The following is a 12,369-nucleotide window of genomic DNA, read 5'->3' as shown; positions in this document are numbered from 1 at the left end:
CCTAGAGCTCTGACAGCTCGCGCACTTTTTCAAGCACTACCCTTCCCCTGTCTGTCAGCGTGTAATGCACAAACGGCCTCCTGCCTATCTTTAGGGTGGTGGTGGTTACAAGGCCCCTGCCCTCGAGCTCTTTGAGGCGCTGCGAGCGCGTCCTTTCGTTAGGGCCATAATCCTCGAGGTCCGTAAAGCGCATGGGTTTTTTCGCCAGCGCGCCAAGGATTTCTATGGCGTACGACTGCGCCAGCATATAGATCATCGACCTCTTGCGCGGGTTCACGCTTATTGCTTGACGTTATGATAAAAATGACTTTTCGGCAGGCGGTTATAGAAAACTTTATCTCTTTACCGTAAAAACTTGTATTCAGGTTCCTTGGTGATGGTATAACCAGATGACAACGATGACAGCTGCCAAAGACGGGAGGGAAAGCCGCGACGGCCAGGTATGGACTGGCACGCCCTGCGTGCTGTGCGTCGCTCTTGCCGCCCAGGTGTTGTCTGCCGGGGGCAGGAGGAAGGAAGAGCTCGCCGCGGCCCTGTCGGGCCACAAGGACGCATGCCACCGCAAACCCATGTTTTATATAGCGCATGGAGTCTAGTGGTGCCTGCTCATGTCGCTTGTAGAGCGCAAGATAGGCGAGATAATCCAGACGCTCAGGCTCGCCAAAAAGACCAGCAGGGAGGACTATACCCAGCACCTGCGGTTGGTGGCCCTCGGCCTCGGCGCAGTCGGCGGCATAGCCTTTGTAATCAAGCTGATATCCGAGTTCATCACCATCGGCTTTGGCGGCACCGGCTCTGGCAGCTGACGAGGGTTCAAATACCGTTTATTCCAAGGGTCTTTATGGAAAATACCGCTACTAACAGCGCCCCGGTGGCGCACGTCACGACCAAGTCCTGGGACTCGGAAGTGCTCAAGTCGGACCTCCCTGTCTTTGTCGATTTCTGGGCCGAGTGGTGCGGCCCGTGCAGGATGGTCGGCCCCGCCGTGGAGCAGATAGGCAAGCTGATGGCCGGCAGGGTCAAGGTGGTCAAGGTAAACGTGGACGAGAACCAGGAGATAGCGATGAGGTACGGCATCCAGTCGATCCCGTCGCTTTTGCTCTTCAAGGGCGGCAAAGAGATCGCACGCACGATAGGCGCGATGCCCAAAGAGGCGTACATCAAGTTCATCGAGAGCTCGCTGGCAAAAGCCTGACCCTCATTCTTCCTCCTCCTCCGCCTCCTCCTCTGCCGCCTATCTTTTCCCTCTTGGCCGTGTCGTTCTACGAAAGCATTAATACCGTATCGGTGACGATTACGGGAGAGTAGCCAGCAAAATGGGCAAGAAAGAGCTAGCCGCCATGTTCTCGTCGGACCCCGACCGGTACTACCGGGTGCAGCTGTTCGACCGGCTCGGGTTCAAGAGGCAGAAATGCGGCGTATGCGGCAAGCATTTCTGGTCGCTTGCCGACAGGCAGTCCTGCCCCGACCACGAGGATTACGGGTTCATAGGCAGGCCGCCTACCAACAAGCGCCTCGACTATGTGGACGCCTGGAAGGAGACGGAGAAATATTTCTCGCAGAACGGCCACGAGATAGTGAGGCGCTACCCAGTGGTGTGCCGCTGGCGGGACGACCTCTATTTCACGATAGCTTCAATCGTCGATTTCCAGAGGGTGGTGGGCAACCAGATCGTGTTTGAGCTGCCCGCAAACCCTCTCGTCGTGCCGCAGATGTGCCTGCGCTTTAACGACATTGAAAACGTCGGCCTGTCCGGACGGCATTACACGGGCTTTTGCATGGTGGGCCAGACGTGCAACGCCGACGCGCCGGGCGGCTACTGGAAGGACAGATGCATCGAGCTCGACTATGGCATGCTGACGCAGGGGCTTGGCATCAGGCCAGAGGAAATAACGTTTGTGGAAGACGTGTGGATGGGCGCAGGCGCGTTTGGCTACTCGCTTGAATATTTCGTCAGGGGGCTGGAGCTTGGGAACGCCGTCTTTACCGAGTTTGAGGGCAACGAGAGCAGCTACCGCACCATGCCAAACAAGATAATAGACATGGGCGCCGGCCTGGAACGCTTTTCGTGGGTGACGATGGGGACGCCCACAAGCTATGACTGCTGCTTTGGGCCCGTGACTGAAAAGATGTTCTCAATGACGGGCAACAATAACAACAACAGCAGCAAAAACTCGGAGCTGCTGGCAAAGTATTTCGGCTCTGTCTCGTCGAAACTAGAGGCCACGGGCGGCAACGTCAGGGAGCTAAAGGCCGTCATTGCAAGGCAGATGGGCATGGACTATGACAGCCTTGCGAGGCTCGTGGCCCCTCACGAGGCCGTGTACACTGTGGCAGACCACGTCAGGACGCTCGTGTTTGCAATATCTGACGGCGCGCTCCCGTCAAACGTTGGCGGGGGCTACAACCTGCGGGTCATACTGCGCAGGGCACTGTCAGTCCTGGAGCGCATGGGCTGGCGCAACGTGAAACTGGAAGACATTGCAGACATGCACATCGACTATTTGCGCCAGATGTACCCAGAGCTTGAAGAGCACAGGGAGGACGTAAGGACGATATTGAAACTGGAATCGGCCCGTCACGTAGGATCGAGGGAGCGCATGGACGCCACCGCTGCCTCGCTCAAGTCGAAAAAGGGTGCACTTGCAGTCGAAGACCTCATCCGCCTGTACGAGTCTGACGGCATAACGCCGGACTATCTCGTCGAGCAGGGGGTCATCGAAAGCGTGCCCTCTACGTTTTACACCCGGCTTGCAGAGCTGCACGCAAACGTGGCGGCGGCCAGCTCTGGGGCAGCGGGCGCGCAGGCCCGGCCCCTGCGCGAGGCAGAGGGGCTGCCGCCGACCAGGCTGCTCTACTACCAGGACGAGAGCATACGCGAGTTCGAGGCCAAGGTGCTCAAGGTGATAAACAACAAGTATGTCGTCTTGGACCAGACGGCCTTTTACCCGCGAGGGGGAGGGCAGGAGCCCGACACCGGCGAGCTCTCCGGCGTCCGGGTGGCCGAAGTGATCAAGCAGGCAGACGTCGTCGTGCACAGGGTAGAGCCCTCTGAGAAGCCCCTTGTGGACGGGCAGGTCGTAAAGGGGAGAGTGGACGGCCGCAGGCGCGACCTGATAACCCGGCACCACACGGCGACGCACGTGCTCAACTCGTCGTCGCGCAACAACCTGGGCTCGTGGGTGTGGCAGAACTCGGCGTTCAAGGAGGAGGATTACGGCAGGCTCGACATCACGCACCACTCGGCGCTTACAAAGGAGGAGGTGCAGAGGATAGAGCAGACTGCAAACGACGTGATACGCAGGAACCTGCCGGTGGACATCAACTTTTTCGACAGGGGCGAGGCCGAGCAGAAATACAGTTTCAGGATATATCAGGGGGGAGTGGTGCCAAGCAACAACGTCAGGATCGTCAACATCGCCGGCTGGGACATCGAGGCGTGCGGCGGGACGCACGTGCGCCGGACGGGCGAGATCGGCTTGGTCAAGATAGTCAAGTCAGAACGCATCCAGGACGGCGTGGTGAGGCTGGAATTCGTTGCCGGCGACGCCGCGATAAAGCACGTGCAGGCGCAGGAGGGCCAGCTGGCGTCTATAGCGCAGGCGCTTGGCTCAAGCAGGGAAAAGGTCGTCGAGTCGTTTGCAAAGGCGATGGACGAGGCCGAGGCGGCCAGGAAAAAGGTGCGCACCATGCTGCGCGTGGCCGGCGCAAGCGTCGCCAGGGGCGCGTCGGAGCAGGCCAGGCCGATTTCGTCTGATGTAAGGCTGTACAGCACGTTTGACGAGGAGCTGGACGACGAGTACCACATCGCAATCGGGGAGAAGGCAATAGAGCTCGACCCGTCGCTTGTGTACGTCGCGCTGGTTGCCAAGGGGCAGGGCATGAGGGTAATCGTATTTTCAGGAGAAAAAGCGAGGAAAAAGGTCAGGGCCGGCGCGCTTGCGAAACAATTATCGGCAAAACTTGGAGGCTCTGGCGGCGGGGACGACCGCTTTGGGCAGGGCGGAGGCAGGCTGAAAGAAAAGATAAAGGAGGCTCTCCTCCTCGCCGAAGAGGAAGCAAGGGCAAAGGCAGGATCCTGATAATAATATGAGCTTTCTGGTAGACTGGGGATTCATCGAGGACAAGTGGATCAGGAGGTGGGACGAGCAGAAACTGTTCGAGGCCGACCCCGACCCCTCAAAGAAAAAGTACTTTGTGACTGTAGCATACCCGTACCCCAATTCGCCGCAGCACATCGGCCATGGGAGGACATACACGCTGGCAGACGCGCACGCCCGCTACATGCGCATGAAAGGCTACAACGTGCTCTTCCCTATGGGCTTTCACTACACAGGCACGCCGATACTTGGCATGTCGAGGAGGGTTGCTGCCGGCGACAAGGACCTGCTGGACACGTTCCACAACGTCTACAGGCTGACAGACGACGTGATAGCCACCTTTGTAGAGCCTGTGAAAATAGCAAGCTACTTCCACAACGAGATCAAGCAGGGCATGAAGGAGATGGGCTACTCTATCGACTGGCGGCGCGAGTTCACCACCATCGACAGGATATACTCCAAGTTCATCTCGTGGCAGTTCCGCACTTTAAAGAAAAAAGGGCTGATAGTGCAGGGCTCCCACCCGGTGGGCTGGTGCCCCCGCGACCAGAACCCCGTGAGCCAGCACGACACGATGGGAGACGTCGAGCCCGACTTTACGGAATATGTGATCGTGAAATTCAGACATGTAGATCCGTCTAATCTGCATGTACCTCTAATTATTCCAGCAGCTACCTTAAGACCTGAAACCCTGTTTGGCGTCACGAACATGTGGGTCAACCCGGACGCCGAGTACGTCGAGGCGACGATTGACGGCGGCGAGAGGTGGGTGGTGAGCAAAGAGGCGGCGCGCAAGCTGGAATTCCTCAACCATTCCGTCTCTGTCGTCCGGGCGCTCAAGGGGAGTGAAATGATCGGATGGCAGGTTATAAACCCGCTCAACAACGTCACAGCGCCGGTGTACCCTGCGTCGTTTGTAGAGCCCGACAGCGGCACAGGCATCGTGATGTCTGTGCCTGCCCACGCGCCGTTTGACTACCAGGCCCTTGCGGACCTGAAAGCAGACGCCGCGACTCAAAAGAGGTTCAACATTTCCGTTGCCGCCGAGCCGGTCAAGATAATCGAGTCCGAAGGCTACTCTTCTTCCGGCTCAATCCCTGCTGCTGAGGCGATACAAAAGGCAGTCCCCGGGCCAAACGAGAGCCGCCTCGAGAAGGCGACAAGCGACCTGTACTCGCACGAGTTCTACAAGGGCAGGATGGCGATGGAAAACACCGGCAAGTACGCCGGCATGCCAGTGGCCGAGGTCAAGGAGCAGGTCAGAAAGGACATCGCCGGCTCTGCCTCGGTGATGTACGAGCTGACCAACAAGCCGGTGCGCTGCAGGTGCGGCGCTGAGTGCGTCGTCAAGCTCTTGAGCGACCAGTGGTTCCTCAACTATGGCGACAAAGAATGGAAGGCCCTTGCCCACGAGTGCATCCAGAAGATGGACATTGTGCCGCAGGACATCAGGCAGGAGTTCGACTACGTCATAGACTGGCTGCGGGAGCGGGCCTGCGCAAGGAAATCCGGCCTTGGGACAAAGCTGCCGTGGGACCAGGAGTGGATAATCGAGAGCCTTTCTGACTCTGTCATTTACATGGCCTATTACGTCATTGCCCGGCACGTGAACGCCGGCGCCATCACAAGAGACGAGGCGATTTCAGACCCGTTCTTTGATTACGTGCTCCTTGGGAACGGCGACGCCCAGTCTGTCGCCAGGGAGAGCAACCTGCCCCTTTCACTTGTGGAGCAGATCCGCGACGAATTTCGGTACTTTTATCCCGTGGACTCGCGCCACTCGGGCCGCGACCTCGTGCCAAACCACCTCTCGTTCTTTATCTTTAACCACGTCGCCATCTTCAACAGGGAGAACTGGCCGGGGCAAATAGTGGTCAACGGCTCGGTGCTCATGGAAGGCAAGAAGATGAGCAAGTCGCTTGGCAACATCATCCCGCTGCGGGCGGCGATCCGGGAGCAGGGGGCAGACACCATCCGGCTTGCGATGCTCATATCTGCCGAGCTTTTGCAGGACGCCGACTTTTCCTTCGACACTGCAAGGGGCATACGGTCAAAGCTGCTCGGCGTCTTTGAGCTGGCCGAGAGGTGCAAGGGCGCTGTGCCTGCGCCGCCAGAGCAGGTGGAGGACAGGTGGCTCTTGAGCAGGCTTGGACGCGCCGCGGCCGAGACTGCCGAGTCGATGGACAGGCTACGCGTGAGGGAGGCCATACACCGCATCCTGTACTCGATGGAGCAGGATCTGCAGTGGTACGAAAAGAGGGCGGCTGCAAAGGGCAGGCAGGGTTCTGCCGCCGTAAAGGCGATGCTTGCGCAGTATTTGCAGACGCAGGTGCGCATGCTTGCGCCGTTTGCGCCCTTTACCGCCGACGAGGTGTGGGAGCGCCTTGGCAACAAAGAAGAAGGCGCAACTATAACCCAGGTGGGCTGGCCCAAAGAGGACAAGGCCGGCGATCCTGAAGCAGAAGAGTCCGAGTTCCTTGTTTCAAGCCTGCTTGCCGACCTGCAAAACATTGTCAAGGTGACCAAGATGGCGCCCAAAAAGATAGTCGTCTACACGGCGGCTGGATGGAAGGCGCCCGTGTACAGGACCGTGCTTGCAAACGTGGCTGCGGGCAAGACCAATTTCGGGGAGACCATGAAGCAGCTGATTGCAAATCCAGAGACTGCCAAGATAAAATCGGATCCCAACCTTGTCAAGAAGATTCAGGACGACATACTCTCGATACCGGAAGACGCAAGGATCAGGAGGGCCCGGCTGGAGCTCGACGAGGTCGCCGCGATAAAGGACGCCGTTTCGCTGATCTCAAAAGAGTTTGGCGGCGCAGAGGTCGTCGTCTACTCGGAGGACGACGCGTCGAAATACGACCCAAAGGCAAAAGCCAAGATGGCAAGGCCGTTCAAGCCAGCCGTATTCATGGAATGATGGAGCTAGCGCGCAGTCCTTCTTGCGTGTATGGACGACGCCATGTACAGCACAAAGCCCCCTGCCACCATTATGATGCCGTAGAGCGAGAGCGCCCCGCGCTGCGTGTATTCGCCAAGGCCAACGATTATCCCGCCCATTATGAGCAGGCCGATGCCTGCGCGGGCCGCTGCCGGCATGCGTATTTTGGGCTTTGACACGCTCTATTGAAAAGCGGACTTGTAGATAATTGTTGGCACTATCTGCGCAAACCCTGTCGCCAATGTTTTTATTGGTTCTTTTGCCACTCTCCTCCAGGAAAAAGAGATGAAGGTCGCAGTCGTGGGCATAGGGGTCGCAGGCGCGTACCTGATGAACCAGCTCAGCGACATGCATGACGTGCGGGTCACAGGATTTGAGCGCATGCCCGAAGACCAGCACGACGCCGTGTGCGCCTGGGCGACTTGCGAAAACGTCATGGCCGGCCTTGCGAAAAACTGTGGCCTCAATTTCGACGACTATGTGCTGCACGACGGCAAGCGCATGAGGGTCGACGTGGGGAGCGACGGCAGCGACTATGTCGACCTGAAGCTAAAGGGCATGGTCAGCTACGACAAACTGAAACTCATACAGGACATGGTCAAGGGCACCGAGATAAGGTTCGGCCGGGCCCCGGGAAAAGAAGAGCTGGAGCCAGACTTTGACCTCATTATAGACGCAACCGGCTTTCACCGCAACTATTTGCCCAAGCTGCAAAACGAGCTGTGGATCCCGTGCGTCCAGTACAAGGTAAAGTACGAGCGCGGCCAGGAGCCGTTTGACGACTTTTACCTGAAGGCGTTCCCGTCCATGACAGGCTACTTCTGGTACTTCCCGCTTGGCAACGGCTACGCGCACGTCGGCGCCGGCGACTTTTCCAAGGCGCACAACCAGTTCGTCGACGAATTCATGAAAAGGCATCCCGGCACCGCCCTCAAGAAGGTGGGCCGGCCGGTGCGCATAACCCCGCCTGCCAGCTGCGAGCCCTTTACCGACGGCCGCAAGACCGTGGGGGTCGGCGAGTCGATAGGGACGGTGTTCGCGCTCCTGGGCGAGGGCATAATACCGTCAACCTGGTGCGCCGACCTTTTCGTCAGGAACATGCACGACCTTGCAGCATACAGGCAGGCCGTGCTGAAAAAGTTCGAGATCTATTCGACCGTTTTCAGGTTCGTCCAGCTAAAGATACAGGGCAGGTTCTCCATGATAAAAAACGCGCCGGACATGATCAAGATATACAACCACATGAAGGGCGAAGAGGACAGGTACGGCATGGCTGTCAGGATGGCAGACATGCTCAAGGTTGCAAAACTTTAAAAATCGAGCAGGGGCAGTGACCCTGTAGGAACATATATGCACACAGATTCGGCAGGGCACCCTCACGATCACTCGCACGGCGATAACGATCACTCTCACCATCACGGTCACCCGCACTCCTCTCATTCTTCCCTGGAGCAGCAGCTCAACGAGATGGCACAGCAGTCAAGGATGCTTGAATCCTACATGAACGACATTGTGGGCCGCCAGGCAGCGGTGGGCAGGCTGCTGGAGGAGGCAAGGCTGGCGTCTGCAACCATTCAGGGCATTACCGCCGAGTCGGAGGTAGAGACCCTGATGCCCGTAGGAGTCGGCGTCTACGTAAAGACAGTCGTCCCGCCCGTGAAAAAGGTGCTGGTCACCCTCGGCTCGGGCGTGGCGATGGAAAAATCGCGGGAAGACGCGCTGAACTTTGTAGAATCGCGCATAAAGGAATACGACGTGGCCCTGCGCCAGCTAGAAGCGCAGCGGCAGCAGGTGGTCATGCGCATGGAGCAGCTGCAGGAACAGATGAACATGATGCTCCAGCAGTCGGCAGCGGTGGCAGCGGGCGCCCAGAGATAATGATGCCATCATCCCAGGGCTGATGACAGTCGGCAAATGTTTGACAAGCTAAAGAAGGCTTTTTCCAGCGCGGCCAGGAGCATTGGTCAGAAAGAGATAACCGAGAAGGTCCTCGACGACACGCTGCTCGACCTGCAGATAGCCCTGCTTGAAAGCGACGTTGCGCAGGAAGTCGTGGACGACCTCTCAAACCAGCTGAAGAAAGAGCTGGTTGGGCTAAAGCTGGAAAAGGGGCAGGAGGCCAGCCAGGTGATCGAGGCCAAGCTGCAGGAGGCCGTTGCCCGCATATTTGCCAAGGCGGGCAGGATAGACCTCCTCGGGCAGATAAAGGCAAAGAAGGAGGCCAAGAAGGGGCCGTTCGTCATCGTGTTTCTGGGCATAAACGGCACCGGCAAGACGACCACCGTTGCCAAGGTCGCAAACCTGCTCCGCAAGAGCGGCATTTCGGTCGTGGTGGCGGCCGGCGACACGCACCGCGCCGGCGCGATAGAGCAGCTGACGCAGCACGCAGAGAGGCTGTCGCTCAAGGTCATTGCGCAGAGGTACGGCGCCGACCCGTCAGCAGTCGGCCGGGACGCAGTCGACTATGCCCGCAAGCACTACATCGACGCCGTGCTCATAGACACGGCCGGCAGGATGCAGACTTCAAAGAACCTCATGGACGAGATGGCCAAGATCGTAAGGGTGGTCAAGCCCGACATCCGGCTTTTTGTCGGCGACTCGCTTGCCGGCAACGACACGATAAACCAGGCCCGCGAGTTCTTCCAGTACGCCAACTTTGACGCCGCGATCCTTACAAAAATAGACGCCGACGCCAAAGGAGGCGCGGCAATCTCGATAGCCTACCTGACGGCTAAGCCAATCGCCTACGTCGGGGTGGGGCAGGGCTATGACGACATGATACCCTTTGACCCTGACAAGTTCATCCAGTCATTATTTGGAGCATCGACGACAGCAAGCGTGGAGGACCTGATGTCAAGGGAACTGCCCACACCGCAGCCCATGCAACAACAACAGCAGCCACCAGAGCCGCCCGCCGAAGAAGAAGAAAAGCCGGAACCTGCAAAACCTGCGGCTGCTACTACTTCTTCTGCAAGCCCGCTGGCCGCCTCGCCGCTGTTCAGGCAGCCCACTCCACAGTCGCCACCCGAGCCGTCCGCCGAACCCCATGCTCCAAAGCCTGCAGAGCACATCGTCTCTCACAAAGATGGCAGCAGGGAGCCAGAGCCGCCCAAGCCAGTCCAGGCACCCCGGCCTCCTCCTCCACCGCCACCGCCGGCTCCGGTGCCCGAACCCGTCGTGAGGCCGGCAGCGCGGGAAGAAACAACGCCGCTACAGCCGCCGAAGGAAGAGAAGAAGAGCCGCTTTGGCTTCTTTGGCCGCAAGAAAGACGAAAGCCGCGACAGAGATGAAGAGGAAGGGGAAAGGGAAAGGCAGAGGGAGAAAGAAAGAGAAGAACAAGAAAAAGAAAAGCAGAGAAAGAGGGAGGAAGAGGACAGGCGCAGGCGGGAAGAGGAGGAGCGCAAGAGGAAGGAGAAGGAGGAGAAGAAAAAGCGCAAAGAAGATAAAGACAGCAAGAAGCAAGACGAGGTTGTATACCTGACAGATGAAGACATCGAAGACCTCCTCAAGTAAAAAGCGCGACCTGCTTTCAATGCACGACCTGAGCGGGAGCGAGATCGAAAACATACTGCGGCTTGCGGCGCGCCTGAAAAAGGCGCAAAAGGCGGGCAGGCCAGTGCAGCCTTTGCGGGGCAAGACGCTTGGCATGATATTCCAAAAGCCCTCGACAAGGACGAGGGTCAGCTTTGAAGTGGGCATGTACCAGCTGGGCGGAAGCGCCGTCTACCTCGGGGCAAGCGAGATCCAGCTGGCCCGGGGCGAGACCATAGAGGACACGGCCAAGACGCTCTCCGGCTACCTCGACTGCATAATGGCACGCGTCTACGACCACGCAGACGTGGTCAAGCTTGCGGCTCACGCTTCTGTGCCTGTCATAAACGGACTCTCTGACGCTTACCACCCGTGCCAGATCCTTGCCGACCTGCTGACCGTACAAGAACAAAAGAAAAAGCTGGCAGGGCTAAAGCTTGCCTGGCTTGGCGACGGCGACAACGTCTGCAACGACCTGCTGCTTGGCGCGGCCAAGACCGGCATCAGCATGGCGGCCGCCTGCCCGCCGGGGTACGAGCCGCTTGAAGGAGTGGTGGCGGCCGCCCGGTCCGAGGGGAAAAAGACCGGAGCCGACATTATGATAACCGGAGATCCTGCTGCGGCGGCAAAGGACGCCGACATTGTCGTCACGGACACGTTCATATCCATTGGCAAGGAGGGCGAGCGCGCAAGCAGGGAGGCAATCTTTATGCCCAAATACCAGGTCAACGCCGCCACGATGAAGCTTGCCAAAAAGGACGCGATATTCATGCACTGCCTGCCTGCCAAGCGCGGCCAGGAAGTGACGGCAGAGGTAATCGACGGCCCGCAGTCTGTCGTGTGGCAGGAGGCCGAAAACCGGCTGCACGTGCAAAAGGCCGTCCTGTGCCTCTTGCTTGCAAATAACAGCAAGAACAAAAAGAAGAAGAAGGAGTCCTAGAGCTCTTTGCTCCTTGTGCGCTTGCGGTAGTGGAAATAGACAGCGACTGCGCCGACTGCGACCACCACCACGATGCCTGCTACCGTAAAGGACGACGACAGCTGCTCAGACACGTTTGCCCACGCGTCGCCAAGGTAGAACCCGATGAGCGTGAGGGCAACGGTCCAGACAAGCGAGCCGGCAAACGTGTACGCCGCAAACTTTGCAATGTTCATGCTGCTGATGCCGGCAGGTATCGAGATTATCTCCCTGATGCCCGGCACCATCCTGGCGCTGAACACAGCTACCGCGCCGTGCTTTTCAAACCACCTTTCTGCCTTTTGCAGGTCTCTCTCGCCGAGCCTGACGTACCTGCCCCAGCGCACGATGGCGGCCCTCCCGACCTTCTTTGCGACATAGTAGATCAGTATCGCGCCTGCAGTCGACCCGAGCGCGCCAACGGCTGCCATCCCTATCGCGTTTTCCATCCCGAGATCCCTGCTGTGGGCCGTGAACCCCACCAGGGGAAAGACTATCTCGCTTGGGATGGGCGGAAAGATGACTTCGAGGAATGCGGCCGCAAACACCGCCGGGTAGCCGTACTGCGCGACAAGGCCGGTGACGCCGTCTACTATCCTGTCAAGCAACCCCGTCCCTCCTCCTCCTTCTTCTACTCCTGTTGCTGATGCGCCGGCTGCAAGGAGGGCTGCAAGGAGGGCTGCTGGGAGCGGCGACATGTACTCTGCAGTTCGCGTGCACTATATCTAGTTTCCATGGATCTCTTTTTTCTCCCATCCCTTCTCCACACCCCCACCCTCTCCCTGCGGTGCCTGCCCGCTTAATAGCAGGCAATACGCACTGCAGAGCGCAAATAC

Annotated in this window: 12 protein-coding genes; 9 read left to right on the top strand and 3 right to left on the bottom strand. The window is 58.5% G+C overall.

Translation table 11 applies throughout. The features are described 5' to 3' along the window. Position 1 precedes the first annotated feature (1 nt). Positions 2-277 carry a winged helix-turn-helix transcriptional regulator gene (locus WKI84_RS04770; RefSeq protein WP_337862384.1) on the bottom strand — a complete coding sequence of 92 codons (276 nt, stop codon included), beginning with the start codon at positions 275-277 and terminating at the stop codon, positions 2-4. Between the two features lie 112 nt (positions 278-389). Between WKI84_RS04770 and WKI84_RS04765 the strand changes: the two genes are divergently transcribed. The 5 genes from WKI84_RS04765 to leuS all read left to right on the top strand — a co-directional run bounded on the left by WKI84_RS04765 (position 390) and on the right by leuS (position 7,023). After that, positions 390-596: a hypothetical protein gene (locus WKI84_RS04765; protein ID WP_337862383.1), complete on the top strand. Its 207-nt coding sequence runs from the start codon at positions 390-392 to the stop codon at positions 594-596. A gap of 12 nt (positions 597-608) precedes the next feature. Beyond that, entirely contained in the window at positions 609-806 is a 198-nt protein-coding gene (locus WKI84_RS04760; RefSeq protein ID WP_337862382.1) for a hypothetical protein, read from the top strand. Positions 807-841: 35 nt separating this feature from the next. Beyond that, complete coding sequence (gene trxA, locus WKI84_RS04755) at positions 842-1,195, top strand: thioredoxin (RefSeq protein WP_337862381.1); 354 nt, start codon at positions 842-844, stop codon at positions 1,193-1,195. A gap of 121 nt (positions 1,196-1,316) precedes the next feature. After that, positions 1,317-4,082, top strand: coding sequence for an alanine--tRNA ligase (alaS, locus tag WKI84_RS04750; RefSeq protein ID WP_337862380.1), 2,766 nt, complete (start codon positions 1,317-1,319; stop codon positions 4,080-4,082). 7 nt (positions 4,083-4,089) lie between these two features. After that, positions 4,090-7,023 (top strand): leucine--tRNA ligase, encoded by a 2,934-nt coding sequence (gene leuS / locus WKI84_RS04745; protein ID WP_337862379.1) that lies wholly within the window; start codon positions 4,090-4,092, stop codon positions 7,021-7,023. A gap of 5 nt (positions 7,024-7,028) precedes the next feature. Here leuS and WKI84_RS04740 read toward each other — a convergent pair whose 3' ends face one another. After that, positions 7,029-7,223 (bottom strand): hypothetical protein, encoded by a 195-nt coding sequence (locus tag WKI84_RS04740; RefSeq protein ID WP_337862378.1) that lies wholly within the window; start codon positions 7,221-7,223, stop codon positions 7,029-7,031. Between the two features lie 106 nt (positions 7,224-7,329). On the opposite strand from WKI84_RS04740, the gene WKI84_RS04735 reads away from it, so the two are divergent. From WKI84_RS04735 to argF, 4 genes are read left to right on the top strand one after another with little or no spacing between them, the layout of a single operon-like run. Next, positions 7,330-8,358, top strand: coding sequence for an NAD(P)/FAD-dependent oxidoreductase (locus tag WKI84_RS04735; RefSeq protein ID WP_337862377.1), 1,029 nt, complete (start codon positions 7,330-7,332; stop codon positions 8,356-8,358). A 36-nt stretch (positions 8,359-8,394) separates the two neighbouring features. Continuing rightward, positions 8,395-8,922: a prefoldin subunit alpha gene (gene pfdA / locus WKI84_RS04730; RefSeq protein ID WP_337862376.1), complete on the top strand. Its 528-nt coding sequence runs from the start codon at positions 8,395-8,397 to the stop codon at positions 8,920-8,922. Between the two features lie 36 nt (positions 8,923-8,958). After that, complete coding sequence (gene ftsY / locus WKI84_RS04725) at positions 8,959-10,557, top strand: signal recognition particle-docking protein FtsY (protein WP_337862375.1); 1,599 nt, start codon at positions 8,959-8,961, stop codon at positions 10,555-10,557. Beyond that, positions 10,529-11,515 carry an ornithine carbamoyltransferase gene (gene argF / locus WKI84_RS04720; protein ID WP_337862374.1) on the top strand — a complete coding sequence of 329 codons (987 nt, stop codon included), beginning with the start codon at positions 10,529-10,531 and terminating at the stop codon, positions 11,513-11,515. Before ftsY ends, argF begins: the two co-directional genes overlap by 29 nt. On the opposite strand, the gene WKI84_RS04715 is transcribed toward argF, so the two are convergent. Further along, positions 11,512-12,231 (bottom strand): DedA family protein, encoded by a 720-nt coding sequence (locus tag WKI84_RS04715; RefSeq protein ID WP_337862373.1) that lies wholly within the window; start codon positions 12,229-12,231, stop codon positions 11,512-11,514. The two genes, argF and WKI84_RS04715, sit on opposite strands and share 4 nt — an antisense overlap. Positions 12,232-12,369: the final 138 nt, after the last annotated feature.

Origin of the sequence: Nitrososphaera sp., assembly GCF_037447015.1 — an archaeon.
Classification (GTDB): domain Archaea; phylum Thermoproteota; class Nitrososphaeria; order Nitrososphaerales; family Nitrososphaeraceae; genus Nitrososphaera.
The sequence above is the reverse complement of the archived record's forward strand: the minus strand, read 5'-3'. Positions and strand labels throughout refer to the sequence as shown.